This is a genomic window from Noviherbaspirillum pedocola (assembly GCF_016632335.1).
In the GTDB taxonomy this organism is placed as follows: Bacteria; Pseudomonadota; Gammaproteobacteria; order Burkholderiales; family Burkholderiaceae_D; genus Noviherbaspirillum_A; species Noviherbaspirillum_A pedocola.
The window spans coordinates 198,051-222,843 of sequence record NZ_JAEPBG010000002.1; the positions used below are offsets into that span (position 1 = coordinate 198,051).

The window sequence follows — 24,793 nt, forward strand, 5'->3', positions numbered from 1 at the left end:
AATTTTGCAGGCTATCCAACGACTGCCCATGGCCGATTGTGTTGAAAAAGTCGGCTTGAAATGCCGTTTGACTGGTTGCAGGGTGCGCAGAACGAGAGTCCGGGCCAGGCGCCGATCATGAGGGGACGTCAGGTTGCAGAGCGAGACCGGTATGGGCTGATTCATTTGGAAGAGTCCGTGCCGCAGGACCAGCAGTTGCGCGCCTTGGCCCGCGGTCGCCCAGAAACACAGCTGCGACTTCCGGCGCCGCGCGCCAGAACGCCCGGTGCGTATAGGCGCATAACAGCACTACGGCTGGCGGGATCACCGCCCAGAACATTTCATAGGGCAGCGATGCGCCATAGCGCTGAAAGGTAATCCATGCCGCCAGCAGCAACGGGCCGTGCGCGAGAAAGGTGAAGAAGCTTGCGCTGGAATGACGATGCAGCAGTTCACCGAGACGCGTCGGAGCAATGAGCGACATGCACGGCCACACCACGAAGGGCGATACCAGCGCAAACCATTCGCGGTTCTGGATATGGAACAGCACGATGGCGACCGCCATGGCCAGCAGCGCCGCGAGCAATAGCGGCGCATACCGATCCAGCGCACGCAAGTCCCATTTGCGTACCGCGGCCAGGCCGCCGACATAGAAACTGAGCAGCATGGAGTTGCGCAGCAGCAGATCACCGTCGAGGTCATACCAGTACACGACGAAGACGATGACCAGGCCGATATATGGCGCGCGCCGCAGCAGCATGCCCAGCAGCGGCGCGATCAGGGCCAGTGCAAAGAGATTGCGCAGGAAGTGCGTCGGATAATTCAGCGGCGTATGAAACAGCCCGGTCGCCGCATCCATCCAGTTCTGCCAGTGCGCCGGATACAGATCCACTTCGAACTGATGCGCGATAAGACCATTCTTCTGTATCCAGTAAAGCAGGGGCAGCATCGGCAGATTCCACAACACCAGCGGCACCAGCAGCGTGCGGGTCTTCTTTTGCATCAGCCTGAGATATTGCCGATCGAGATCGGCGGAAAACAGCAGGAATGCGGAGACGGCGGTCAGCAAGGGCACCGTGGCACGGAATACACCGAAGGTCAGCATGCCGCGAAACAAATCGAAAGGATCGAGATGGTAGGCAGATAGCGGCTTGAAGGGCGGCATGTGCAGCACGACGATGCCCAGGATCATGAAGTACCTGGTGATGGCAATGCGTCTTGCGATGTCTCCGGCGATTTTCATGATCTCAGCTTCTTCGTATGTGAGCGGTCAGCAAGGTCAACCTCGATGGCGCGCGGCCACATGGTTGGATGCGCGCCAACTTTGTTCTGTTTTCTGTATCAATCTCGACGCACTCCGAGCTCAGTGCCAAGGGCAGGTGCGCAAACAATGCATCAGTTGGTTCAATTGCAAGAGTTATGCCTATTGCAAAACCTCAATAAAAACAGTGCTATGCAGAAATTTCGATTTCCATTTGTAAAGATTTCCGACATGCATGGAACGGGAACGCGATGTTGAGCGCGCCGCGTGCGATGCCTGGGCAGAGAAACAAGAGGGCAAAAAGGTGGCTTGTGCCGGGCGAAGACGATGCGGTATCGTCGTGACCCGCTTTCGTCGTGAAGACAACCATGCCCGCTCACATTCGTCCTTACCGCGATGCCGACCGCGATGCCGTGATCGCTGCGTTCCGCTCCAACGTACCCGAGCACTTCCCGGCTTCCGAGGAACCCTGGCTGGTCTCGGCGCTGGAAGAGCCTGATGGTCCTTTTTTCGTGATCGAAGATGAGGGCGAGATCGTTGGCTGCGGCGGCTATGAGCTGTCCGACTTTTACAACCTCGGCACCCTGGTGTTCGGCCTGCTGCGCGCCGACCGGCACCGCACCGGACTCGGACGCATGCTGCTGCTGCACCGGCTGTTGGCGATGGCGGAAGACCCGATGCGTCCGCGTTATGTGACCATCGACACCCATCCGCATGTGGCCGGCTTCTATCTGCGCCACGGCTTTCATGAAATGGCGCGCTGGAGCGGCGGCTATCGTTCCGGGCGTGACCGCGTCGATTTGCGCATAGAGCTCACCGATGCTGAAGTAGAGCGCTTGAAGGCCATGCGTGATGCCGGATAATCGGCATGCCTGCGCAAGCGCGCAGTCATTTTCGGGGAGACAAGAATGAACTGGATCAGCCTGGTGAGCCTGCTCGCCATTGCGCAATACCTCTGCTTTGCCTTCTGCGTTGCCATGGCCCGTGGGCGCTATGGCGTGAAGGCGCCGGCCACCGTTGGCGATGAGCGCTTCGAGCGCTATTACCGGGTGCAGATGAATACGCTGGAATTGCTGGCTGCCTTCTTGCCCACGCTGTGGATCGCAGCGCAGTACTGGAACGCCGTCGCGATCGCCGCCATCGGCGCGGTCTATCTGGTCGGCCGGCTGCTGTACTTCCGCGCTTATGTGCGCGACCCCGGCAGCCGTGAGATCGGGTTCGTGCTGAGCCTGACGCCGATCGCGCTGCTGCTGGTGGCAGGCCTTATCGGTATCGCGATGGTATGGATGCGGTAGCGCAATGGTTAGGGCCTGCACCGCGATGCGGGTTGGTGCAGGCCCTGCGGGACCATGCGCTTACACCGTCGCCACTGGCGTCACCGGCGATCCAACCGCTCCGGGCAGGCGCAGCGGCGGCGCAGTGAGCATGAAGCGGTTGCGGCCATGTTCATGCAGCCAGGCGGCAAGATCCTTCAGATACCAGAGTTCGCCCAGCGGTATGCCGAGCTTGAACAGGCAGTGATGATGCAAGGGCAGCACCGATTTGCGCCCGGCCACATCCGGCGCCGGATAGGCTTCGACAGCATAGTTGTCGGCGCACAGCGCGGCGATGCCGCTGTCGGTGATCCATTGCAGCAGCCGCTGGTCTCGACCGTTGAGCACCGAGCAGCTGTGGTGCAGCACCTGCGGATCCGGCTTGCCGCCCATTTCCACCACGGCTTCGGCGAAACCGGTGCGCAGCACCAGGAAGTCGCCGCGCTCCACCGTGACGCCGTCGCTTTCCATGATGCGAGCGAGATCGTCATAACCAATCAGCCGACGCTCGCGGCCGAAATGGCGGCACAGGTCAACGAGCACGCCGCGACCCTGCATGCCGTGTTCGGCCATGTGCTCGATGCCCAGCGCATCCGCATGCGACAGGTGGCCGCCATCGCAGCCGCAGCCGCTTTCGGCCATTTCCTGCGGTCCGCGCACATGCTCGGCGGCGCGGAAGCCGTTGTAATACACCATTTCCTCGGCGCCATCGCCATCGGCATCGAAGCGGGCGCCGACGTGCGCCAAGGAATCCCACTGTGTCGAATACTGCAGGCAGATCAGCACCTGGTCGTCTGACACGACGTCGATGCTGTCCGGCACCAGGCCATCCATGCCGTAATTCAGCACCGGCGTGTCGCCGCGCCACGTCGGCTGCAACCGTGGTGGATTGCGACGCGCATTGAGCGCATTGCCACCCGGCAGGTCGAGCGGCAGGGCCAGGCAGAAGCTGCGTCCGGCATGAACTTCGGCAGCGCCTTTTCTGACCTGCTCGGGGCCGATCAGGTTGACTCTGCCAAGCTGATCGTCGCTGCCGAATTCTCCCCAGTTTGACCCCTCGGGTCGCTGCTTCCAGCGTTGCTGTTCCATGCTGTCTCCATGTTTTCTGCGCGAGGACATTAAGCTTGCCGATTATCGGTTCACTTTGCCCGGCGCTTGTGATTTTGCTAGCATCCAGCACAACCTATCACTGGGTGCTGTTGTAGTCAATTTTGCGGAACGATGGACCGCTATGCAAAACACCCTCGTCTTATTTCCTTTCTTCGCCCGCTCCGAATTCCGCCTGCTTCCTCCCTCTTGTCAGACGTCTGAGAATCGTTTTCCGAGAAAGCAGATGTTGGAGCCATCACGGTCACACGGTCTCGCATCATGGCGAAAAGCAATAGCAAGGGATTTTTTTGTTCTGCACTGCAAAATATTGGCTCATTTTTATTGACCCCTGTTTGCGGGTGATGATACGGTTCCACTGCGCCTGAAAAAAATCGGACGTTCGTATTTTTTTAATACGTAAACGGACCAAGGGAAGCCCGAAGCGGGCGGGCGCAGGTGGATATCAAGGAGACGACATTGGAGTTGATACTGCAGCAAGTCCTCAATGGACTGACGCTGGGAGGGGTGTACAGCCTCGTGGCCCTGGGCCTAACCCTGGTGTACGGCATCATGCATGTGCCGAATTTCGCGCACGGCGCGTTCTACATGGCGGGCGCCTATGCCGCCTTCTTCCTGATGAGCAGCCTCGGGCTGAATTACTGGATCGCGATGATCGGCGCTGGCGCCGCGGTGGCAATCCTGGCCGTGATCGCCGAGCGCCTCGTGTTCCATCCGCTGCGCAAGTCCGAGGGCCTGCACCAGATGATCGCCGCCATCGGCATCCTGTTGTTCCTCGAAGCCGGTGCGCAGGCTATTTGGGGCGCTGATTTCCGTCGCATGGCAACGCCGTATAACGGCATGGTGGCGCTGGGCTCGATTGCCATGCCGTCGCAGCGCCTGTTGATCATCGTCGGCGCCTTCGCCCTGATGATGGCGCTGCATCTGTTCCTGAGAAAGACCGTCACTGGCGCGACCATCATCGCGATGGCGCAGAACCGCGATGGCGCGGCGCTGGTGGGCATCGATGCCAATCGCGTGGCGATGATGACCTTCGCGATCTCCGGCGTGCTGGCCGCAGTGGCCGCCGCGTTGTATGCGCCGATCAACCTGGTGTATCCGTCGATGGGCAACCTGGTCATCACCAAGGCTTTCGTGATCATCGTGCTGGGCGGCATGGGCAGCGTGCCCGGCGCCATCCTCGGCGGCCTGATCATCGGCTTCGCCGAAGCGCTCGGCGGCTTCTATATATCGACCGACTACAAGGACATCATCGCCTTCGTGCTCCTGGTCGTGATCCTGTCCATCCGCCCTCAGGGCCTGTTCGCCACCGGAGCGCGCTGACATGACATCCACATCCAACAAGGCGAGCACGATCGGCTGGCTGCTGCTGCTGGTTGCGGCGATTGCCTTCCCATTCGTCTCCGACAACGATTACTACCTCACCGTGATGGCAACCGCCTATGTGTTCGCCATCGCCACGCTGGGCCTGAACCTGATCACCGGCTACACCGGGCAGTTCAACCTGGCGCACAGCGGCTTCATGGCCGTGGGCGCCTATACCGTCGGCATACTCACGGTGGACCATGCGGTGCCGTTCTGGATTGCCTTCGTGCTGTCCGGCTGCATCGCCGCGCTGCTCGGCTTCTTCGTCGGCATCCTGTCGCTGCGCCTGAAGGGCCATTTCTTCTCGATCTTCACGCTGTGCGTGGGCTACATCATGTACCTGATCATCGAGAAGTGGGACGACCTGACCCACGGCACGGTCGGCATCATGGGCATCCCGGCGCCGACGCCGATCGCCGGCGTCGAATTCGAGACGCCGCGCGCGCAGTATTTCCTGGTGCTGTTCTTCCTGGTGCTGGCGGTCTTCGTGATGCGCCGGATCGCGCATTCGCTGCTGGGCCGCACTTTCATGGCGATCCGCAATGGCGACGACCTGGCCGAAGCGCTGGGCATCAACCTGATGAGGAACAAGGTGCTGGCCTTCATGCTGTCGGTGTTCTACGCCGGTCTTGCGGGCGGCCTGTATGCGGGCTTCGTGCGCTTCCTCGGCCCCGGCATCGCCAGCGTCGAACATACCTTCGACATGACGATGTACATGCTCATCGGCGGCCTCGGCACCCTGTTCGGTCCGCTGCTCGGCGCCATCGCCGTGCCCTGGCTCACGCAGTCGCTGCAATTCCTGCAGGACTATCGTTTCATCGTCTTCGGCCCATTGCTGATCGCGCTGGTGATCTTCCTGCCCAATGGCGTGGTCGGCACCTGGCTGGGATGGCGCGCGCGCAGTGCTTCGCGGCTGGCCGAAAAACAAGCCAAGGATGGCGTATCGGTGGCGGGTCGCCGCGAGGAGAAGTCTCATGCTTGAAATCCAATCCCTGACCAAGCGCTTCGGCGGCCTGACGGCGGTGCATGACGTCAGCATCTCCTTCGAGAAGGGCAAGATCAACGCCATCATCGGTCCCAACGGCGCCGGCAAGACCACGTTCTTCAACCTGATCTCGGGCGCGATCCGTCCGACCTCGGGCAAGATCCTGTTCGACGGCAATGACGTGACCGGCCTGCGCGCCGACCAGGTCGCGCAGCTCGGCGTATCGCGCACCTTTCAGACCACGACGCTGTTCGACCGCGCCACGGTGCTGGACAACCTGATCGTCGGCCATCGACTGCGCACCCGCTCGGGCCTGATGGATGTGATCCTCGGCAGCCGGCGCCTGAAGGAAGAAGAAAGACTGTGCCGCGAAAAGGCGGCCGAGGCATTGGACTTCGTGGGCCTGTCTCATGTCACCGATCGCATCGCTGCCGACATCTCGCAGGAGGAGCGCAAGCGCGTCGCCTTCGCGATGGCCTTGTGCACCGAGCCCAAGCTGCTGCTGCTGGACGAGCCGGCCGGCGGCGTCAACCCGGAAGAGACCGTGGGTCTGGCGCAGCTGATCCAGAAGATCGTGGCCACCGGCCTGACGGTCTGCCTGATCGAACACAAGATGGACATGATCATGAGCCTGGCCGACAAGATCATGGTGCTGAACTACGGCGAAAAGATCGCAGAGGGAACGCCGGCGCAGATCCGCGCCAACCCGGTCGTCATCGAAGCTTATCTCGGGAGTGAGAGCGAACATGCTGAAGCTTGAAAACATATCGCTGAACTATGGCAGCTTCCGCGCGCTCAATGGCATCAACATCCATGCCGAAGAGGGCGAACTCGTGGTGCTGCTCGGCGCCAACGGCGCCGGCAAGAGCTCGATCTTTCTGACCACCAGCGGCCTGCATCGCGCCGCTACGGGCAGCATCCGCTTCGGCAGCCGCGAGCTGGTCGGCATGAAGCCTTCGCATATCGTGGAGCAGGGCGTGGTGCAATGTCCGGAAGGGCGCAAGCTGTTTCCGGCAATGTCGGTGGCCAAGAACCTGATGCTGGGCGGCTATGTGCACCGGCGCGACCGCAAGGGCGTGAACAAGACGCTGGATGAAGTCTACGAGATGTTCCCGATCCTGCACGAAAAGCGCGAAGCGATGGCGGGCTCGCTGTCGGGCGGCCAGCAGCAGATGGTGGCGATCGGCCGCGCGTTGATGTCGCGCCCGAAGGCGCTGCTGCTGGATGAGCCTTCGCTGGGCCTGGCGCCGCTGGTGGTCAAGCAGATGTTCGAGACCATCGCCAAGATCAACAAGGCCGGCACCACGGTGCTGCTGGCCGAGCAGAATGCCTATGCGGCCCTGCGCATTGCGAACCGCGCTTACGTGATCGAAGGCGGGCGCATCGTGATGGAAGGCAGCCGCGATGAACTGCTCAACAACGAAGCGGTGCGCAAGGCTTATATCGGCGCATAGCTTCATGAGAGCAACACGCAGTCAACGCCATTAGCAACACCCATTAACCAGAGGAGACGAGAAATGCGTATCAAAATGAAGCCGGCAGGCTTGTCGATGGCAGTCGCACTGGCCCTGGCTTTCGGCGGCAGCGCCTATGCCCAGGAAGTGGTGAAGATTGGTTATTCCGGACCGCTGTCCGGCGGCGCAGCGCTGTACGGCAAGAACTGCCTGATGGGCATGGAGATGGCCGTCAATGAAATCAACGCCAAGGGCCTGGAAGTCGGCGGCAAGAAGTACAAGCTGGAAATCGTGTCGCTGGACGACAAGTACAACCCGAGCGAAACCGCGATCAACACCCAGCGCCTGATCCAGCAGTACAAGACGCCGGCAGTGCTGGTGCCGCATTCGGGCGGCATCTCGGCGGTGCAGGCCTTCAACGAGCGCACCAACACGCTGCTGCTTGGTTACACCAGCCTGCCGCAGATTACCGAGCGCGGCAACAAGATGACGATCCGCATTCCGCCGGACTTCAGCATCTACGTGAAGCCGTTCACCAAGATCGAGATGGACAAGTTCGGCAAGAACGGCGCGGTTGCCGGCGGCGATCACGACTATGCCAAGGCATGGACCGCGCTGTTCAAGCAGACCTGGGAAGCCTCGGGCGGCAAGGTGGTCGCGGACAATCCGATGTCCTATAACAAGTCCACCGACTTCTACAGCGGCGTGTCCAAGGTGCTGCAGGCCAAGCCGGACGTGATGTTCATCGGCGGCGCTTCCGAGCCGACCGCGCTCGTTGCCAAGCAGGCGCGCGATCTCGGCTTCAAGGGCGGCTTCATGATCATGGACCAGGCCAAGATGGATGAGATGGCCAAGGTGCTCGGCGGCCTGGCGCCGCTGGAAGGCTCGGTCGGCGTGCTGCCGCTGGTGGCCGATCCGCGTCCGAATGCGAAGCTGTTCGTCACCAACTTCCACAAGGCCAACCCGGACCGCGATCCGAGCTCGGAAATCGCGCTGAACTACACCGCGGTGCATGCGACCGCGATCGCGATGAAGCTGGCCGGCAGCGTCACTGACGGCAAGGCGATCCGCGCGCAGATGGACAAGGCCTTCAAGACCCTGCCGCCGGAAAACAATCCGCAGGAAATCGAGGGCCTCGATGCCAAGGGCGGCACCGAAGCCAACGTGCTCATGGGCGTGGTCGAGAACGGCAAGATCAAGGACGTCAGCCTGCGCGACACCAACGCCGGCAAGTAATCCTCCGGTTTTGTTCGTTGCTGAGAAGCCGCCGCGCGCAAGCAGGCGGCTTTTTTCTTGCTGTCCAGCGCGCACACGCGGGGGTGGCCAATCAGCCGGTTGCAATTGCACCGCTGCAGCTCAGGCTTCATGTTCGCGTTTCATGATTGCCTTCGCAGCGCATGCCGTTTTCCATGCCCGGAATGGAAAACAGGGCAGGCGGCGTTGTGCGTTGAGCGGTCGAAAAACAAGTGATGCGGTTGGCGTGTCACGCTAGAATCCCGGCAGCCGATCATGGAAGCGGAGGCTCGCGCAGTCGTCCGCATCCGGCGTCGGCACGGCCGGCACCGGAAGGTTGCCGTTTTCCTCTTTCCGGACAGCGGCCCGGAGCAGGACCACATCGCAAGCGATCCGCACACCATGCGTAAACTGATTTCCTCCCGGTTCGCTCCCTATCTGATCGCGCTCGCCGCGGTCCTGCTGGCCACATCCTTGCGCGCGTTGCTGGATCCGATTCTCGGCAATCGTCTTCCGTATATTCCGTACACCATTCTTTCCATCGCGGTCTGCTGGCGCTTCGGGCTGGGGCCGGGCGCGCTGACCCTGGCGCTGGGCAGCGTGCTGGGACGGTATCTGTTCGTGCCACCGCGCTTGACCCTGATGGTCTCCTCGGGGGCGGAACTCGCGGCGCTCGGGGTGTACCTGCTTGTCGGCGCGCTGGTGCTGGGCATTATCGAAGCGATGCGCCGCGGCCAGCAAAGCATCGCCTTGCGCGAGAACCTGTTGCAAACCACGCTGGCCAGTATCGGCGATGCGGTGATCAGCACCGATCTGCGCGGGAATGTGGCCTTTTTCAACCGCTCAGCCGAGGCGCTTACTGGCTGGCGCGCCGCCGAAGCATTGGGACGTCCGCTTGCCGAAGTGTTCCAGATCCAGTCTGAGGATGTCGCATTCCCATCCGGTGAGGCGGCGCCCGGTCTGGCCAGGCAACCGCATGCGGCCGTGCTGATTTCGCGCGATGGCATCCGGCGCGACATCGACGAAAGTGCCGCCAGCATCACCGATGCGCTTGGCAAGGTATCCGGCATGGTGATCGTGTTTCGCGACATATCCGGCCCGCGTCTGGCCGAGCGCGAGCGACGCGAAGCGCAGGAGCAGGTCATCGCCATACTCGAAAGTATCCCGGATGCATTCATGCGCATCGATGCTGCGGGTCGCATCGCTCAGGTCAACAGCATGTTCGAGCAATGCTTCGGCCTGCCGCAGGCGACGCTGCTGGGCAGGCATTTCCGCGAATTCAATGCCGACCTGTGTCGTGGCGGACTGGAAGCGCGCATTCTGGAAGCGCTTGCCAGGCGCGAGGCCGGCGAACTGGAATGCCATGACGCCGTGCGCGGCCGCTGGCTTGCCTTCAAGCTCTGCCCGACCCGCACCTCGCAACTCAGCGTCTTCATCCAGGACATTACCGCCCGCAAGCATGCCGAAAGCGAACTGCTCGACAGCCAGCGCCGGGAGAGGGAAAGGGCGGGCGAGCTGGAAGCGGTGCTGCGTGCCACGCCTGCCGCGATATTCATTGCGGACGATCCGTATTGCCACAGCATCACCGGCAACCCGGCTTCCTACCGCATACTCGGCATGCCGGAAAAGGCGAACGTGTCGGCAAGCGCTCCCGAGCGCCTGCCGGAAGCGCGCGGTTTTCGCGAGTTCCGCGACGGCGTGCCGTTGCAGCCCGAGGAGCTGCCCTTGCAGGTGGCCGCGGCTACCGGCCGCGACGTCGAAAGTGCCGAGCTGACGATGGCTTTCACGGATGGCAGGGTTTGCACAATCTATGGCAATGCCGCGCCATTATTCGGTCCGGAAGGCGAAAGACGCGGCGCGATTGCCGCCTTCGTCGATATCACCGCCCTCAAGCAGGCGCAGCAGCAATTGCAGGAAGCGGACCGTCGCAAGGATGAATTCCTGGCCACGCTGGCGCATGAGTTGCGCAATCCGCTCGCGCCGATCAGCAATGCCGCGCAGTTCCTGAAGCTGCGCGGGCCTGCCGATGCTTCGCTGGGCTGGGGCATCGATGTCATCAGCCGCCAAGTGCAGACCATGGCCAGGCTGCTCGACGACTTGCTCGATGTGTCACGCATCTCGCGCAACAAGCTGATCCTGCAGCGCCAGCGTATCGACCTGGCCTCGGTCGTGGCCAGGTCGGTGGAAACCAGCCGTCCCCTTATCGATGCCGCGGGACATGAATTCACCGTGAGCCTGCCCGCCGAGCCGGTGCTGCTCGACGCCGATCCGATGCGTCTTGCCCAGGTGCTGTCGAACCTGCTCAACAATGCGGCGAAATACACCGATAGCAGCGGCCACATCCGGCTCATGGCAGGAAGAGAAGGCGAGGAAGTCGAGATCTCGGTGGAAGACGATGGCGTAGGCATCGCGCCGGACATGCTGCCGCGGCTGTTTCAGATCTTCTCCCAGGCGGAACCGGCGCTGGAGCGTGCGCGCGGCGGACTGGGCATCGGCCTGTCGCTGGTTCGCGGGCTGGTGGAAATGCATGGCGGGACGATCACGGCCCACAGCGCCGGCCTGGGCCGTGGCAGTCGTTTCACGCTGCGCCTGCCGGTGCAAAAGCCACAGGCCGAACGTCTGCCGACCGCGCCAGTGCGCGATGCGGTGCCGACGCCAGCCTACATCGGCGTTCTGGTCGCAGACGACAACCACGATAGCGCCGACACCATGGCGCTGATGCTGGAGGCAGTCGGCTACCAGGTTTTTGTCGCCTACGACGGGGCGCAGGCGATCAGGCTGGCGGAGGAACATCGGCCTGCGGCAGCGGTGCTGGACATCGGCATGCCACGCCGCAATGGCTATGAAGTCTGCCAGCATCTGCGCGCCCAGTCCTGGGGAGCGGACATGTACCTGATTGCGCAGACCGGCTGGGGCCAGGAAGTCGACCGCCGCCGCGCCACCGCCGCAGGCTTTGACCAGCATCTGGTCAAGCCGGTGGAGCCGGGCGCCATCCTCAGTTTGCTGGCGAGCCTGCATGGCGGTGACAGGGGCGCTGGCGGCGAGGAGGGCACGCTGCAGGAGACGGGTCTGGAATAAGCCTGGTCCGACTGCTACCTCAGGCAGTTGACCGCATCTCCCTGCTCCAGCTGCGACAGAATCCGAGCAGGCTTTCCAGCGCCGGCGACAGGGTTTTCTTGCGGCTGGTGATCAGATACATGTCGCGCGACAGCGGCGGTAGCGTCGTGGCGACTTCAACCAATTTACCCAGGGCGATCAGGTCAGCCACCACGGCACGCGACAGACAGGCCAGGCCAAGCCCTGCGGCGCAGGCATGCTTGATCGCTTCCGAGCTGCTGAACTGGCCGCCTTCCTCGAGGTAATGCAGGTACGGAATCAGCGCGCTTTCCGCGGCTTCGCGCGTGCCCGATCCGGGTTCGCGCAGCAGCCAGCGCGCCTCGGCCAGTTGCTCGGGCGTTGCCGGAGCGGCGCGCGAGCGCAGCGCCTCTTCATTGCCGGGCGCGGCCACGATCACCAGTTCATCGCGGATCCAGGGCTCCACCCGCAGGCCGGGCACATGGCAGGGGCCTTCGATGAAGCCGATCTCGACGTCGAAGTTCGCCACCGCGGCGGCGACATCGGCGGTATTGGCAATCGACACGCGGGCGATGCGGTCGCCATGCAGCGCGTTGTAGGCTGCCAGCAATTCGGGCAGCAGGTAAGCGCCGATCGTGGTGGAGGCGCCGATGCGGAACTGCCTTTGTCCGTCGCGCTTGCCGCTGAAGGCGTTTTCGATGTCTTCAACGATATCGAGCGCCTGGCGCGCATGTTCCAGCAGCATGCGGCCGCTGTCATTGAGCAGCAACGCCTTGCCGACCCGGTCGAACAGTTGCGCGGCAAGCAAGTCTTCCAGTTCGTTGAGCGCGGAACTGGTAGCCGACTGCGACAGCGCCAGGCTTTCGGCTGCGGCCGTGGTGCTGCCGTGCTCGGCGACGGCGGAGAAGATCTGCAGTTGTCTTAAAGTAATTCGCAAGGTCTTTATTCATTTTTCCGTTAGGTTTTATAAGAATAACCTGTTTGTTCGATATAAGCGGTACCGGTATACTCAGCCCTTTTTGGACAACGCCCGCCCACCGCCGTGGTTTGCAGCGGGTCATCGTAAAAGGGTAAAGATGAGCAACATCATGGAAGCCAAGGTCCTGTCGGTGCACCACTGGACGGACAAACTGTTTTCCTTCACCACCACCAGGGATCCTTCCTTCCGTTATCAAAGCGGTCAATTTGCGATGATCGGCCTGATGGTCGACGGCAAACCGCTGATGCGTGCGTACAGTATGGTCAGCCCGCACTACGAGGAATTCCTCGAATTTCTCAGCATTAAGGTGCAGGAAGGTCCTCTTACCTCGCGCCTTCAGCACATCCAGGTTGGCGACACCATCCTGGTCGGCCGCAAGGCTTCCGGCACGCTGCTCACGCAGAACCTGCTGCCCGGCCGGCGCCTGTACCTGATGGGCACCGGCACCGGTCTCGCGCCGTTCATGAGCATCGTCCAGGATCCCGAAGTCTATGAGCAGTATGAAAAGATCATCCTGGTGCACGGCTGCCGCGAAGTGAAGGAACTGGCTTACCAGCAGCGCATCGGCGTGGAGCTGCCGGCCAATGAATTCTTCGGCGACGTCGTCACCGACAAGCTGGTGTACTACCCGACCGTCACTCGCGAGGATTTCCGCAACCAGGGCCGAATTACCGACCTGATCCGTTCCAATGAATTGTTCGAGCGGCTGCACCTGCCGCCGCTGAACATGGAGGAAGACCGGGTGATGCTGTGCGGCAGCCCGGCGATGCTGAAGGAAACCCAGGGCTTGCTGGAAGAGCGTGGCCTGACTGAAGGCAACATGAGCCGTCCGGGTCATTATGTGATCGAGCGCGCCTTCGTCGAAAAATAGGACGGCGCCACGCCATGCGCCGGCGCTCCTGTCGCCGGCGTTTGTTTTTCCGCCTTTCTGCCGGCGGCGCAGTCCTTGCGCCATCCCAAGTCGGTCCGAACGCGTCAACGCTTCTGCAGAAAACGCCGTGCATTCGCGCGGGCACAGTTTGTGGATGGAAACCAAGCGCGCCTGTCCACATCGAACTGCCATTGGTTCCAATCATCCACTGGCATGCACACCGATTCCCGATTTACTCAGCCCAGCCATCAAGAAGCCGGCCTGCTGCAACCCGGCCGCAATTGCTGGCGGATCGAACGCGCGCGCCGCTTCAGTCTGCTCATCGATGCCGATGCCTATTTCCGCGCGTTGCGCGCGGCGATCCGCGCAGCCAGGCGCAGCGTCTACATCCTGGGCTGGGATATCGACAGCCGCATCCGCCTGGTGCCGGGCGGCGCGCAGGACGGCTATCCGGAACCGCTGGCGGATTTTCTGCACGCTGTCGTGCGCGACCGGCCGGAGCTGCGCATCCATGTGCTGAACTGGGACTTTGCGATGCTCTATGCGCTCGAACGCGAGTTGCTGCCGTCCTACCAGCCGGGCTGGCGCCGGCATCGTCGGCTGGCCTTCTGCATGGACGGGCGGCATCCGGTCGGCGCATCGCATCACCAGAAAATCGTGGTCGTCGACGACAGGCTCGCGTTCGTCGGCGGGCTCGATCTGACCCGCTCGCGCTGGGACACGCCCGAACATGCGCCGCAGCAGCCGTTGCGGCGCGACCCGGACGGCAAACCGTATGCGCCGTTTCATGACGTGCAGGCAATGGTCGACGGCGACGTCGCTGCGACGCTGGGCGCGCTGGCCCGGGAACGGTGGCGCCGTGCCACCGGTAAACCCGCCCGGGAGCCGCGCGCTGACAGGCAAGCCAGACGGCAGAAAGCCGCCTCCGCGCAGCCCGTGGATCCATGGCCAGCGCACATCGAGCCGGACCTGACCGATGTCGATGTCGCGATTTCCCGCACCGCGCCGGCGTACGATGGCGAGAGCGGCATTTACGAAGTGCGCCAGCTTTATCTCGACGCCATCGATGCTGCGCGCGAGACCCTGTTTTTCGAGAACCAGTACTTCACCTCGGACGCGCTGTGCAATGCGCTGTCGGCGCGCCTGGCCCGGCCGGACGCGCCGGAAACCCTGGTGGTGTCGCCGCACAGCCAGAGCGGCTGGCTCGAACAGGAAACCATGGGGGCGCTGCGTGCGCGCATCCATCAGCGGCTGCGCAATGCCGACCATGGCGCCCGCTACCGCATGGTGTGCCCACATCTGCCCGGCTTGTCGGAGGGCTGCCTGAATGTGCACAGCAAGGTGTTCAGCGTGGACGATCGCCTGTTCAGCGTCGGCTCGGCCAACATGAGCAACCGTTCAATGGCCTATGACACCGAGTGCAATCTCAGCATCGAAGCCCGTGGCGAGCGCTCGGAAGACTTGCGCGGCGCGATTGCGCGCATGCGTAACCGCCTGCTGGCCGAGCATCTCGATGTCACGCCCGAGCAGGTGGCCGCCTCGATGACCGCATGCGGCAGCCTGCACCGTACGCTCGATGCGCTGCGCCGTGAGCGCACGCTGGCGCCGCTGGAGCCGGCATTCACGCCGGAAATGGAAAGCATGATGCTCGACAGCGCGGTGTTCGACCCCGAGCAACCGATCAAGCCGGATGAGCTGATCGCGCAGATGGTGCCCGAGGATGCGCACAAGCCGGTGCCGCGACGTCTGGTCGGACTTGGCGGCCTGGCGATTGCGCTGGCGCTTCTGGCAGTGGTCTGGCGTTTCACGCCGCTGCGGGAATGGGTGAATCTCGCGTCGCTGATCACCTTCGCGCGCAGCCTGCAGGACATGCCGTTCACGCCGCTGGCCGCCATCGGATGCTATGCACTGGCCGGAGTGCTGATGGTGCCTGTGACGCTGCTCATCGCGGTGACCGGCATCGTTTTCGGGCCCTTCGAGGGCGCGGCCTACGCAGTGTGCGGTTCGATGCTCAGCGCGTTCCTGACCTACTGGATCGGGCGCTGGTGCGGCAGGGATGCCCTGCGCGGGCTGCTCGGTGCGCGCATCAACCGGCTGTCGCATCGCCTGGCGCAGCGCGGCATCCTGGCCATGGTGGTCATCCGCATCCTGCCGGTGGCGCCATTCAGCGTGATCAATGTCGTCGCCGGCGCATTTCATATCCGACTGCGCGATTACCTGGTGGGCACGCTCTTGGGCATGACGCCCGGCATCGTGCTGACCGTGACCTTCGTGCACAACCTGGCCGAAGCCATCCGCCATCCCAGCTTCGGCACGGTGCTGATGCTGAGCCTGGTAGCGGTGCTGCTGATCGCCTCGGCGGTCGGGTTGCAGCGGCTCTTTGGCATGAGGGAGCGCGCATGGAAGAGCTGAGCCTGGCGGGCGCCGACAACGGCGTGGCGGTAGGCGAAGCTGGCGCCTGCCCGTGGCCGTTGACCGCCGTCACCTACAACATCCATGACGCCATCGGCACCGACGGCCGCTATGCGCCGGAGCGCATCGCCGGAGTGCTGGCCGAGATCGGCGCCGATGTGATCGCGCTGCAGGAAGTGCCGCTGGGCGGCGGCGGCAGAGCCAGCGTGCTCGACCTGCTGCGCGAGGCGACCGGCTTTCATGCCGCCGAAGGCCCGACCCTGGATACGCCGACACGGCGCTTCGGCAATGCGGTGCTGTCGCGTTATCCGGTGGTGGGCATACGCAGCATCGATCTTTCCTTCGGCTCGCGCGAGCCGCGCGGCGCGCTGGATGCGGATATCAGCTGCCATGGTCATCCGCTGCGGGTGATCGCCACGCATCTCGGTCTGCGGCCGGCCGAGCGCCGGCATCAGATCCGACTGCTGCTGCAGGAATTCGATACCGATCGCATGCCGGTGATCCTGATGGGCGATCTGAATGAATGGTTCGTCTGGGGGCGGCCGCTGCGCTGGCTGCGCGCGCATTTCGACGCCGTGCCGGCGCCGCGGACCTTTCCTTCACGCCTGCCGGTGTTTGCCCTGGATCGGCTCTGGATCAGTCCACGCCATCATCTGGTGCAGGTGCGCGTGCATGCGACGCCGCTGGCGCGGATCGCTTCGGACCATCTGCCGCTGGTTGCGCATATCTCCCGCTGAGACCACGATCGGGGAGTCGTGTCAGTGGTCGATCTGGGCAAAGGCTTGCGCGATTGCTTCGGCACTCGTCGGCCGCACCAGTCGTGCTACCTCCTTGCCGTTGTCCAGGAAGATCAGGCTGGGCCAGAGCTTGATGCCGAAACTGCGGCCGAGTCGCCGTCCGCGGCCATCTTCGACCTTGATATGGCGTACGCCTTCATGGCTGGCAAAGGCGGAAGACAGTAGGGGCTGCGCAGCCATGCAGTAGCCGCACCACGGCGCGCCGAACTCCAGCAGTGTTGGGCCGGACAGGTCATCGATTTCCTCGCGCGCGGGTTCGGTGCTGGCATAGTCGGAAGTCATGGTCATGATGTCGAGTTCCTTGTCATGGTGCGCACGGTCCATCGCCGGCGCCTTCAGCATAGACAGGCGCCGGCGGGCGAGGTTGCCCGCGGTTTCCCGACTGATACTGCTGCGGGTGAAACTGCGTGCTGCAACCAACGCGGGAACGCAGCGTTCGACTATGCGGGAACCTCAGCAGTAGACCGGGCGGCGATCGCCCATCATTGCGCGCAAGTCGCGGATACTGAGATTGGTGATTTCATGCATGCGGATCAGCAAAGCTGGTCCGACGACCATTTTTCGATGGCGTATCTTGCTGATGATCGGCGGGGCGACCGCAAGCGCACGCGACAATGCCGCATCATTCTTGACATTCAGGTACTCGATCATTCCATCGAGCAATTGATTGGGGTCGTAAGTCGACAGTGAAGCCAATTCCGGTTGTTTCATGGTTTTACGTAAGTTGACGAAGCGGGCATGGTGAAGCGCGCCGCGAATTGCACCATACGTTATTTATAAACAAAATGTTCCCGTGCAGCAACTATTTCCGAAAATAAATTGTTTCGAAAAGAACAAATCTAGGTCGAGTTTGTGTCAAATCAATGCTTGGTCGGGGAGGGACAGCGGCGGACATCGCCTGCAGGCGAAGAAAACATGGTCAGACGGCGTCGTCACGCAGCCTTGTATCGGGCCAGGAACCGTTCGCCACCAGATCGCGGACTTCCTGCCGCACGGCATTGACGACCGGCCAGAGGTCGGCATTGAAGGTGCGATTTCTTGGCGTGGCGAGCGCAACGTCACGCCATACCTCGGGTCCGACGAGCGCGGCGGTACCCAATCTTCCCAGCGCGGCTTCCTCCGCCACGGCGGCGAGCGGCAGCAGGCTATAGCCGCAGCCGGTTTCCACGAGCCGCTTGATGACGCTGATCGACGCATCGCATTCCATGACGACGTGGAGCGCGATACCAGCGCGACTGGCCAGAGATTCGGCGAGCAGGCGCATGCCATGCGGAGCGCTGGGAAGAATGAGCGGAATATTGCCGAGCTCGCGTACGGCGAATTCCGGCCCAATGCCGGTTTCTCCCGCGGGAGTGATCAGGCGTACGCGCTCCTGAAGCAGAATGTCAGCCTTCAGACCACCGGCATGCGCCGGCAGATACAGCAGGGCGAGGTCGACCGTTCCAGATGTCAGCCAAGGCAAGACTTGGCCGGCGAGACCCTCGACGAAACGCAAGCGGGTATGTGGAAAACGTTCATGCAGGACTGTGGCGAGCGGGCCGAATAGCGTGCGTGCGATGGTTGGCTGGGCGCCGATCGACAATTCCGCTGGCCCGGCCTCGGAAAGTGCATGGATCGCATGGCGCGCTTCTTCAATCGTGCGGGTAACGCGCTTGGCATGCTCCAGCAGCGTTCTTCCTGCATCGGTCAGAACCACGCCGCGGCCATTGCGGTGGAAGAGGCGGGATTTCACCGTGGCTTCCAGCCGCAAAAGTTGACGGCTGACCTTCGACTGATCGCTACCGAGTTCCATCGCCGCACGGGAAATGCTGCCGCAGTGGGCAACACGCGCAAAGCATTCCAAGTCGTCAGAGTTCATGGTTTGTCATTCCCGCCAGGCTCGTGGTCTTCGAAACGAGCGGGCCGGGCTCGTCAGTGCATGCAGCAAATCTATGGACTTCCTCGGACACGACCTTGATATCGCATTAGTTCAGTGCCGATAGCGCTTTGATATTTCTTAGTGCGCTACTAAAATTTTCGTTCGCTAGTTGCTCACAGGATGCTGCGTATTGATGGTTTTCGGTGTTTGTGCGTCTGCACATCGATTTGGCGGCTCCGTTGCATTATTATCATTTTTGCTTTTGTGGCAAGGCCAAAAACTCTTGTTTAGGGAAGAACAAGCATGATGTCTACCAAGCAAAATGAAGAAGCGTGGGATTTTCCTGCAGCCAGCCCGACGCGTCCGGACTGGCATACCGCGCGATTCGTCAGGCAAGGCATCAGAATGCAGCAGACACACGGCACTGGTTATGCCGCTGCGTTCCTGAAAAACCGACGCATCGATATTGATATCGCGTTACGCGTTCTGCTCCAACCATCCCGCCGACGCAACTACGACTCACGCTGAGCCTTGCGGTTCAGATGACATCGGGTTCCAGCGCAAATTTCTTCAGTGTGTCGAGATCAAGTATCGTCAGTGCATGCAGACTGGTGCTTTCGAGCACAACCCGCGGCGCGCAGCCTGCCAACATGGCTTCCTGCCAGCGCATTGCGCACAGACACCATTGGTCTTTGGGCATCAGGCCTGGAAATCCCCATTCCGGTCGCGGCGTGGAAAGATCGTTGCCGCGACTCCTGCTGAACTCCAGGAATTCCGCGCTCATTACTGCGCATACCAGATGGCGCCCCGGATCCTCATCGCTGGACCGGCAGCAACCGTCGCGAAAAAACCCGGTGCGTGGCTGAAACGAGCAGGGGACAAGCGGCTCGTTGAAAACATTCCTTTCCATGAGGTCTCCTTTGGTAATGATGGCGTGAACGCATGCGCGTACGGGTATGCGTTTATCGCCGTGCGTCGCCGGGCTAGTTGCCCAATTTTTATCAGTGAGTTAAGTTAGCAGCGCATGTCGGTGAATGACATTTGTTTCATGGACCGCACTGTACCCGAGGGGGAAGCGCATGTATCGAAAAATCCTTGTTGCCTACAATGGATCGCCTGAAAGCCGGTACGCCTTGCATGAATGCATCCGTCTTGCTCCCGGGGGCTCCGCCGAAGTCCATCTCGTCGTCGTTGTGACTCCACCCCCTTATCTGCTGGTAGGCGAATATGCCGCAGCCGCAGTGTTGAGCGTCGAAGAAGGCCTGGTGGCGGAAAAGGAAAAGATGCAAGCCGAAATCGCTGCCGGTCACGCACTGCTGGCCGAAGCGGGTTTAACGGTAATCGACCATCTGGAAGTCGGCGAACCGGCGGACATCATCGAAGAATTGTCAGATCGACTGGGCGTGGAACTGGTCATCGTCGGCCATGCGCGGCAAAAGCCCTTTGCATTGCGCTGGTGGCGTGGATCGATGGATGCGGTGCTGCTCGAGCGCATTCGTTGCAGCCTGCTTGTCGCCGCTGGACCGCGCGCGGGAGCGGTATCCGCTGCCCCTTAGGACCGCGATAGTAGACGCATGAATTGCCAGTGAGCGAGGTCATGACATGCCCATCAGGCTCAAGCGCATAGACGCTAATAAACATTCTCATTAATCCAATGCAGTGGCTGGAGCACGAATCGAGCCATCATTAATTCCGCAAGCGTACCGGCATCCTTGCCGCTTCCAACACTTAGCCTCGTAGATCAGAGAAATCTCAAGCCATTTGACTGCGCGCATGACAAACGTTATCAAACAGGTAAGACATGAACTCATGCGCGATACTTCACGCATCCAACTGCAGAACCAGGAGGAAGACATGATCGAAGGACGTTCTACAAGTGATCTCCAAGCGCCGCCCAGCGCGGCAAAAGCCGTCGGTTGCCAAATGGAGCGCTTGAATCGGCTGCAGCCCAAGGGAAGCTGCTGGTATTGCGATCAACCTGTAGACAGCGTACGGCGCTTTTGCAGTAGCGCATGTCGTGCCGATTATCTCGAAGAAGAAGAAGAGTTCGGTGGAGATGCTTGATTTTCGTGCGTATAAGTGACGTCGGTGATTGCTGATCAGATGCTTGTGATACATCAATATCGCATGCGGTAACGTAGACAAAATGCAATCACCTACAACTCTACTAGCGAGACGGAAATGAGCACGCAACACGAAGCTGCAACAGTCGCCTACAACCCTGACAATTTGCTGGCCTCGATTATCGGCAAGCTCAACCTGAAGAATGATGCTGCGTTATCGCGCGCTCTTGAGGTGGCTCCTCCGGTAATCAGCAAAATCAGACATCGTCGTTTGCCGGTAGGCGCTTCTCTGCTGATCCGCATGCATGAGGTGACCGACCTGAGCATTGCCGAGCTGCGCAGTCTGATGGGCGACCGGCGCAACAAATTCCGCATCAGCGACAAGCAATTCAAACCGCGCTGATGCGATTTGCATCGCAGTTCAACGAGGCTTGCTCGGATGGAGAAACACCGAGCAGCCTGTTCTGATCTCCTCCCCTGTTCCAGGCTATCCATCTCCTGTTCAGCCATGCTGGCAACTTTGCATTGGCGTGACGACACACTGTAATCGCTCAACTCAGCAAGCCACCCCACTGCATGTGAAAACCGCTGTAATGGCATCTTCCTTTCTCCGCAGGCGGGTCAAAAATGCGATGGATTTCATCTGAATTCGTCAGCGATTGTCGCCGCGCAAAGCAGCAGTACGACGACAGCGTAACCTGAACACGTGATCTTCCTGTGATGTTTTGCAGGCAGCGATTTGCCCGCGGCTCTTCCAGTCGCGGGCTTTTTTATTGTGCGTTGGTTGGATACATAAAGCGATTTGTTGCAACAAAGGCATATTTCCCAGGAGATTGCCATGTCGCAAAGAATCGCAGCAATGGTGTTCGCGCTTGCCTGTGGCGCGTGTTCAACCATGAGTCCAGAGCAATGCCGCAATGCCGATTGGCGCCAAGTCGGCTATGCGGACGGTGTCGAAGGCTATCCAGGAAGCCGCATTCAGGACCATGCAAGCGCATGCGCGGCCAGTAATGTAACGCCGGACCTGACTGCTTACCTCGCCGGGCGCGCGGATGGATTGCGCATCTACTGCCAGCCTGAAAAGGGTTTCGATGTCGGGCGAAAAGGGCGCCCGGACAATGCCGGCGACTGTCCGGAACCGATGCGCTCTGCCTTTCTTGAGCAATATCAGCGCGGCAGACAGATCAACGCTATCGAATCCGAGATCAGCAGTTTGAGCAGCAGCCTCGAAAACGAGCGACGCATGCAAAGACGCAACGATGATCGCATCGATGAGATTCGCAAAGAACTTGGCAGGCAAAACCTGGATCCGGCCCGGCGTAATACCTTGCTCGAGGAAATGAATCGCATCGTGGAACGCAAGGAAGACAACGGGCGCCGCAGGCTGCGCCTGCAACGCGACATCGATGATGCGCAGCGACGTCTCGATGATCGCTTGCGCGGGTTTGGACGATGAAGCGAGATCGATCAGCGAACCGTCATTAGACTTCACTCGGAAGAGCCGGTAGACTCACCGGTTTTTCGCAATTCCGAGATCATGTCCTCCATACCCGATGATCTGCCCGCCGGTGAAGCCGGCGCGGCGCCGCGCGCGGCGAATGCCGAACTGATCGCCAGTGAAGTCGCCCGGCGCCGGACTTTCGGCATCATTTCCCACCCCGACGCCGGTAAAACTACGCTGACCGAAAAGCTGCTGCTATTCTCCGGCGCGATCCAGCTTGCCGGCACCGTGAAGGCGCGCAAGAGCGGCCGCCATGCGACTTCCGACTGGATGGAAATCGAGAAGCAGCGTGGCATTTCGGTAGCCAGCTCGGTCATGCAGTTCGAATACCGTGATCATGTGATCAACCTGCTCGATACACCGGGTCACCAGGACTTTTCCGAAGATACCTACCGGGTATTGACGGCAGTCGACTCGGCGCTGATGGTCATCGATGCCGCCAAGGGCGTGGAAGCGCAGACGATCAAGCTGCTCAATGTCTGCCGCATGCGCAACACGCCCATCGTCACCTTCATGAACAAGATGGATCGCGAAACCCGCGATCCGCTGGAATTGCTCGACGAAGTCGAGTCGGTGCTCGACATCCAGTGTGCGCCTATCACCTGGCCGATCGGCATGGGCAAGAGCTTCCGCGGCGTGTACCACCTGCTGCGCGATGAAATCATGCTGTTCACCCCGGGCAGTGAGCGCGCGGACCAGACCTTTGAAGTCATCCAGGGGCTGGACAATCCCCGGCTGGTAGAAATGTTCCCGCAGGAAATCGACCAATTGAAAATGGAAGTCGAGCTGGTACACGGCGCTTCCCATCCTTTCGATCTGGATGCCTTCCTCGCTGGCAGGCAGACTCCGGTGTTTTTTGGCTCGGCCATTAATAACTTCGGTGTGCGAGAAATCCTGAACGCCTTGCTCGACTGGGCGCAGCCGCCGCGCGAACGCGATGCGACCGTACGCTCGGTGCAGCCCACCGAACTGCCGTTCTCCGGCTTCGTGTTCAAGATCCAGGCAAACATGGACCCGGCGCACCGGGACCGTATCGCGTTTCTGCGCGTGTGCTCGGGTCGTTTTGAGCGCGGCATGAAAATCAAGCACTTGCGCCTGAACCGCGATATCAAGGTATCGAGCGTGGTGACCTTCATGGCCTCGTCGCGCGAGCAGGTCGAACAAGCGTACGCCGGGGACATCATCGGCTTGCCCAACCACGGCAACATGCAGATCGGCGACAGCTTTTCCGAGGGCGAAATGCTGCAGTTCACCGGCATCCCGTACTTCGCGCCGGATTTCTTCCGCTCGGTGCGTATCAAGAACCCGCTGAAGATCAAGCAATTGCACAAGGGCTTGCAGCAGTTGGGCGAAGAGGGCGCGGTGCAGGTGTTCAAGCCGGTCAACAGCAGTGACCTGATCCTGGGGGCGGTTGGCGTGCTGCAGTTTGAAGTCGTGGCGAGCCGCCTGATGAATGAATACGGCGTGGATGCCGTCTTCGAAGGCACCAGCATTTCCAGCGCGCGCTGGGTGTCATGCGAGGACAAGAAGATGCTGGCGGATTTCGAAAAGTCCTCGGCCGGGCATCATCTGGCGCACGATGCGGCCGGCAACCTGGCCTATCTGGCGACTTCAGGTGTGAACTTGAAGCTGACGCAGGAAAGGTGGCCGAAGATTACCTTCCATGCGACGCGCGAACATTCAGTCAAGGTTGGCTGACATCGCCATCGCCGCCCACGGGGCGGCGATTTTTCTTCAGGCGCCCTGCCACGGCAGGCCGGCCTTGCACCAGCCGCCGACATTCTTGCGATGACCTTCGGCATCCTTGTCGCCCTCGAAACCTTCCAGGATGTCAAAGGCATGGCCATAGCCATGCTCGGTCGCCATTTTCGCCGCGTGGCGCGAACGCACGCCGGATCGGCACAGGAATAGCACTACATCGTTCTTCTGTGCCTGTTGCGCCAGTTCGTCGAGAAAATGCGGATTCGGCGTGCCGCCGGGGTAAACATTCCATTGCACCGCACCGTGCTGCGGTTCGGGAATCGCTACACGACCAACCCAGTCTCTTTCAGCGTTCGTCCGAACATCAATCAGCTTTACCGAGGGGTCGGATTGCAACAGCGCATAAGCCTCTTGTGGAGTGACCGCGCCGGCATAAGGAAACTGGGCTTCGACAGCGCGCTGGCGAGCAGTAGCCAGGATTTCGTTGGCAGGCTTCATGATGTCCTCAGAATGTTCGAACGCTGGATTATAGTGCCGCTAAACGTCCAAGCGTTCAGCTCAAAAATGGTGCATTGGTTGGGATCGTGTAGATGAATGTGTTTTATTTTGGTGCATACAACCGCGGAATTTCGCACCAACATAGTGCGTTATGTTTGCGTGCCAAAATCCACGACATGTTGATTCGAAGTTCTTTCTTGGAAACGCGGGCAGAATGAGTAACCAAAATGCCGGCCTCAGTTCGTCAAGTTGGTGGCATGGAATCTGCTATCATTCCGGCCTAGTTTGGCGGCGAGAGTACGATCGTCGATGCGACGGATGCGTTTCATTGCTTTGCCAGG

General features: G+C 61.0%; 25 protein-coding genes. 17 read left to right on the top strand and 8 right to left on the bottom strand.

The window, feature by feature from the left end; all coding sequences use genetic code 11:
• Positions 1-115 precede the first annotated feature (115 nt).
• Positions 116-1,222 (bottom strand): acyltransferase family protein, encoded by a 1,107-nt coding sequence (locus JJB74_RS06080; RefSeq protein ID WP_200590942.1) that lies wholly within the window; start codon positions 1,220-1,222, stop codon positions 116-118.
• Positions 1,223-1,608: 386 nt separating this feature from the next.
• On the opposite strand from JJB74_RS06080, the gene JJB74_RS06085 reads away from it, so the two are divergent.
• Positions 1,609-2,103: a GNAT family N-acetyltransferase gene (locus tag JJB74_RS06085; protein WP_200590943.1), complete on the top strand. Its 495-nt coding sequence runs from the start codon at positions 1,609-1,611 to the stop codon at positions 2,101-2,103.
• A gap of 45 nt (positions 2,104-2,148) precedes the next feature.
• Positions 2,149-2,535 (top strand): MAPEG family protein, encoded by a 387-nt coding sequence (locus tag JJB74_RS06090; RefSeq protein WP_200590944.1) that lies wholly within the window; start codon positions 2,149-2,151, stop codon positions 2,533-2,535.
• A gap of 60 nt (positions 2,536-2,595) precedes the next feature.
• Here the strand turns inward: JJB74_RS06090 and JJB74_RS06095 are convergent, their stop codons facing one another.
• On the bottom strand, positions 2,596-3,642 hold the full coding sequence (locus JJB74_RS06095) for a cyclase family protein (protein ID WP_200590945.1): 1,047 nt from the start codon (positions 3,640-3,642) through the stop codon (positions 2,596-2,598).
• Between the two features lie 477 nt (positions 3,643-4,119).
• On the opposite strand from JJB74_RS06095, the gene JJB74_RS06100 reads away from it, so the two are divergent.
• The 6 genes from JJB74_RS06100 (at position 4,120) to JJB74_RS06125 (ending at position 11,775) form a co-directional block, all read left to right on the top strand.
• On the top strand, positions 4,120-4,983 hold the full coding sequence (locus JJB74_RS06100) for a branched-chain amino acid ABC transporter permease (RefSeq protein ID WP_200590946.1): 864 nt from the start codon (positions 4,120-4,122) through the stop codon (positions 4,981-4,983).
• Between the two features lies 1 nt (position 4,984).
• The gene (locus JJB74_RS06105; protein ID WP_200590947.1) at positions 4,985-6,007 is read left to right on the top strand and encodes a branched-chain amino acid ABC transporter permease; all 1,023 of its coding nucleotides are present in this window, start codon (positions 4,985-4,987) and stop codon (positions 6,005-6,007) included.
• Positions 6,000-6,770, top strand: a complete 771-nt coding sequence (locus tag JJB74_RS06110) for an ABC transporter ATP-binding protein (protein ID WP_200590948.1) — start codon at positions 6,000-6,002, stop codon at positions 6,768-6,770. The genes JJB74_RS06105 and JJB74_RS06110 overlap by 8 nt, the downstream gene beginning before the upstream one ends.
• Positions 6,757-7,464, top strand: a complete 708-nt coding sequence (locus tag JJB74_RS06115) for an ABC transporter ATP-binding protein (protein WP_200590949.1) — start codon at positions 6,757-6,759, stop codon at positions 7,462-7,464. Before JJB74_RS06110 ends, JJB74_RS06115 begins: the two co-directional genes overlap by 14 nt.
• 63 nt (positions 7,465-7,527) lie before the next feature.
• On the top strand, positions 7,528-8,700 hold the full coding sequence (locus JJB74_RS06120; RefSeq protein ID WP_200590950.1) for an ABC transporter substrate-binding protein: 1,173 nt from the start codon (positions 7,528-7,530) through the stop codon (positions 8,698-8,700).
• Between the two features lie 273 nt (positions 8,701-8,973).
• The gene (locus tag JJB74_RS06125) at positions 8,974-11,775 is read left to right on the top strand and encodes a hybrid sensor histidine kinase/response regulator (protein ID WP_200590951.1); all 2,802 of its coding nucleotides are present in this window, start codon (positions 8,974-8,976) and stop codon (positions 11,773-11,775) included.
• A 19-nt stretch (positions 11,776-11,794) separates the two neighbouring features.
• Here JJB74_RS06125 and JJB74_RS06130 read toward each other — a convergent pair whose 3' ends face one another.
• Positions 11,795-12,709, bottom strand: coding sequence for a LysR family transcriptional regulator (locus JJB74_RS06130; protein WP_200590952.1), 915 nt, complete (start codon positions 12,707-12,709; stop codon positions 11,795-11,797).
• Positions 12,710-12,848: 139 nt separating this feature from the next.
• Here JJB74_RS06130 and JJB74_RS06135 point away from each other — a divergent pair, with 139 nt between their 5' ends.
• The 3 genes from JJB74_RS06135 to JJB74_RS06145 all read left to right on the top strand — a co-directional run bounded on the left by JJB74_RS06135 (position 12,849) and on the right by JJB74_RS06145 (position 16,771).
• Positions 12,849-13,622 carry a ferredoxin--NADP reductase gene (locus JJB74_RS06135; protein WP_200590953.1) on the top strand — a complete coding sequence of 258 codons (774 nt, stop codon included), beginning with the start codon at positions 12,849-12,851 and terminating at the stop codon, positions 13,620-13,622.
• 213 nt (positions 13,623-13,835) lie between these two features.
• Positions 13,836-16,034, top strand: coding sequence for a VTT domain-containing protein (locus tag JJB74_RS06140; protein ID WP_200590954.1), 2,199 nt, complete (start codon positions 13,836-13,838; stop codon positions 16,032-16,034).
• Positions 16,022-16,771 carry an endonuclease/exonuclease/phosphatase family protein gene (locus JJB74_RS06145; RefSeq protein WP_200590955.1) on the top strand — a complete coding sequence of 250 codons (750 nt, stop codon included), beginning with the start codon at positions 16,022-16,024 and terminating at the stop codon, positions 16,769-16,771. The genes JJB74_RS06140 and JJB74_RS06145 overlap by 13 nt, the downstream gene beginning before the upstream one ends.
• Positions 16,772-16,792: 21 nt before the next feature.
• Here JJB74_RS06145 and JJB74_RS06150 read toward each other — a convergent pair whose 3' ends face one another.
• The 3 genes from JJB74_RS06150 to JJB74_RS06160 all read right to left on the bottom strand — a co-directional run bounded on the left by JJB74_RS06150 (position 16,793) and on the right by JJB74_RS06160 (position 18,689).
• The gene (locus JJB74_RS06150; protein ID WP_200591368.1) at positions 16,793-17,119 is read right to left on the bottom strand and encodes a thioredoxin family protein; all 327 of its coding nucleotides are present in this window, start codon (positions 17,117-17,119) and stop codon (positions 16,793-16,795) included.
• 165 nt (positions 17,120-17,284) lie between these two features.
• Positions 17,285-17,542 carry a hypothetical protein gene (locus tag JJB74_RS06155; RefSeq protein ID WP_200590956.1) on the bottom strand — a complete coding sequence of 86 codons (258 nt, stop codon included), beginning with the start codon at positions 17,540-17,542 and terminating at the stop codon, positions 17,285-17,287.
• Positions 17,543-17,750: 208 nt separating this feature from the next.
• Positions 17,751-18,689: a LysR family transcriptional regulator gene (locus JJB74_RS06160; RefSeq protein ID WP_200590957.1), complete on the bottom strand. Its 939-nt coding sequence runs from the start codon at positions 18,687-18,689 to the stop codon at positions 17,751-17,753.
• A gap of 303 nt (positions 18,690-18,992) precedes the next feature.
• Here JJB74_RS06160 and JJB74_RS06165 point away from each other — a divergent pair, with 303 nt between their 5' ends.
• A complete protein-coding gene (locus JJB74_RS06165; RefSeq protein ID WP_200590958.1) occupies positions 18,993-19,217 on the top strand; it encodes a hypothetical protein in 225 nt (74 codons plus the stop codon).
• A gap of 10 nt (positions 19,218-19,227) precedes the next feature.
• Here JJB74_RS06165 and JJB74_RS06170 read toward each other — a convergent pair whose 3' ends face one another.
• Positions 19,228-19,599: a DUF2237 family protein gene (locus tag JJB74_RS06170; protein WP_200590959.1), complete on the bottom strand. Its 372-nt coding sequence runs from the start codon at positions 19,597-19,599 to the stop codon at positions 19,228-19,230.
• 169 nt (positions 19,600-19,768) lie between these two features.
• On the opposite strand from JJB74_RS06170, the gene JJB74_RS06175 reads away from it, so the two are divergent.
• The 5 genes from JJB74_RS06175 to JJB74_RS06195 all read left to right on the top strand — a co-directional run bounded on the left by JJB74_RS06175 (position 19,769) and on the right by JJB74_RS06195 (position 23,951).
• Entirely contained in the window at positions 19,769-20,245 is a 477-nt protein-coding gene (locus JJB74_RS06175) for a universal stress protein (protein WP_200590960.1), read from the top strand.
• Between the two features lie 217 nt (positions 20,246-20,462).
• Positions 20,463-20,753: a hypothetical protein gene (locus JJB74_RS06180; protein ID WP_200590961.1), complete on the top strand. Its 291-nt coding sequence runs from the start codon at positions 20,463-20,465 to the stop codon at positions 20,751-20,753.
• Positions 20,754-20,870: 117 nt separating this feature from the next.
• The gene (locus tag JJB74_RS06185; protein ID WP_200590962.1) at positions 20,871-21,155 is read left to right on the top strand and encodes a hypothetical protein; all 285 of its coding nucleotides are present in this window, start codon (positions 20,871-20,873) and stop codon (positions 21,153-21,155) included.
• Between the two features lie 435 nt (positions 21,156-21,590).
• Positions 21,591-22,208, top strand: a complete 618-nt coding sequence (locus JJB74_RS06190) for a DUF2799 domain-containing protein (protein WP_200590963.1) — start codon at positions 21,591-21,593, stop codon at positions 22,206-22,208.
• Positions 22,209-22,289: 81 nt separating this feature from the next.
• Positions 22,290-23,951: a peptide chain release factor 3 gene (locus JJB74_RS06195; RefSeq protein ID WP_200590964.1), complete on the top strand. Its 1,662-nt coding sequence runs from the start codon at positions 22,290-22,292 to the stop codon at positions 23,949-23,951.
• Positions 23,952-23,987: 36 nt separating this feature from the next.
• On the opposite strand, the gene JJB74_RS06200 is transcribed toward JJB74_RS06195, so the two are convergent.
• Positions 23,988-24,452 (bottom strand): rhodanese-like domain-containing protein, encoded by a 465-nt coding sequence (locus tag JJB74_RS06200; protein WP_200590965.1) that lies wholly within the window; start codon positions 24,450-24,452, stop codon positions 23,988-23,990.
• Between the last annotated feature and the right edge of the window lie 341 nt (positions 24,453-24,793).

Coding starts and splice junctions, on each gene's coding strand:
- JJB74_RS06125 (WP_200590951.1), top strand. CDS start 8,974: ATGGAAGCGGAGGCTCGCGCAGTCGTCCGCATCCGGCGTCGGCACGGC.
- JJB74_RS06085 (WP_200590943.1), top strand. CDS start 1,609: ATGCCCGCTCACATTCGTCCTTACCGCGATGCCGACCGCGATGCCGTG.
- JJB74_RS06090 (WP_200590944.1), top strand. CDS start 2,149: ATGAACTGGATCAGCCTGGTGAGCCTGCTCGCCATTGCGCAATACCTC.
- JJB74_RS06135 (WP_200590953.1), top strand. CDS start 12,849: ATGAGCAACATCATGGAAGCCAAGGTCCTGTCGGTGCACCACTGGACG.
- JJB74_RS06095 (WP_200590945.1), bottom strand. CDS start 3,642: ATGGAACAGCAACGCTGGAAGCAGCGACCCGAGGGGTCAAACTGGGGA.
- JJB74_RS06175 (WP_200590960.1), top strand. CDS start 19,769: ATGTATCGAAAAATCCTTGTTGCCTACAATGGATCGCCTGAAAGCCGG.
- JJB74_RS06195 (WP_200590964.1), top strand. CDS start 22,290: ATGTCCTCCATACCCGATGATCTGCCCGCCGGTGAAGCCGGCGCGGCG.
- JJB74_RS06180 (WP_200590961.1), top strand. CDS start 20,463: ATGACAAACGTTATCAAACAGGTAAGACATGAACTCATGCGCGATACT.
- JJB74_RS06105 (WP_200590947.1), top strand. CDS start 4,985: ATGACATCCACATCCAACAAGGCGAGCACGATCGGCTGGCTGCTGCTG.
- JJB74_RS06165 (WP_200590958.1), top strand. CDS start 18,993: ATGATGTCTACCAAGCAAAATGAAGAAGCGTGGGATTTTCCTGCAGCC.
- JJB74_RS06115 (WP_200590949.1), top strand. CDS start 6,757: ATGCTGAAGCTTGAAAACATATCGCTGAACTATGGCAGCTTCCGCGCG.
- JJB74_RS06200 (WP_200590965.1), bottom strand. CDS start 24,452: ATGAAGCCTGCCAACGAAATCCTGGCTACTGCTCGCCAGCGCGCTGTC.
- JJB74_RS06140 (WP_200590954.1), top strand. CDS start 13,836: ATGCACACCGATTCCCGATTTACTCAGCCCAGCCATCAAGAAGCCGGC.
- JJB74_RS06145 (WP_200590955.1), top strand. CDS start 16,022: ATGGAAGAGCTGAGCCTGGCGGGCGCCGACAACGGCGTGGCGGTAGGC.
- JJB74_RS06110 (WP_200590948.1), top strand. CDS start 6,000: ATGCTTGAAATCCAATCCCTGACCAAGCGCTTCGGCGGCCTGACGGCG.
- JJB74_RS06160 (WP_200590957.1), bottom strand. CDS start 18,689: ATGAACTCTGACGACTTGGAATGCTTTGCGCGTGTTGCCCACTGCGGC.
- JJB74_RS06190 (WP_200590963.1), top strand. CDS start 21,591: ATGTCGCAAAGAATCGCAGCAATGGTGTTCGCGCTTGCCTGTGGCGCG.
- JJB74_RS06080 (WP_200590942.1), bottom strand. CDS start 1,222: ATGAAAATCGCCGGAGACATCGCAAGACGCATTGCCATCACCAGGTAC.
- JJB74_RS06170 (WP_200590959.1), bottom strand. CDS start 19,599: ATGGAAAGGAATGTTTTCAACGAGCCGCTTGTCCCCTGCTCGTTTCAG.
- JJB74_RS06185 (WP_200590962.1), top strand. CDS start 20,871: ATGAGCACGCAACACGAAGCTGCAACAGTCGCCTACAACCCTGACAAT.
- JJB74_RS06155 (WP_200590956.1), bottom strand. CDS start 17,542: ATGAAACAACCGGAATTGGCTTCACTGTCGACTTACGACCCCAATCAA.
- JJB74_RS06120 (WP_200590950.1), top strand. CDS start 7,528: ATGCGTATCAAAATGAAGCCGGCAGGCTTGTCGATGGCAGTCGCACTG.
- JJB74_RS06150 (WP_200591368.1), bottom strand. CDS start 17,119: ATGACCATGACTTCCGACTATGCCAGCACCGAACCCGCGCGCGAGGAA.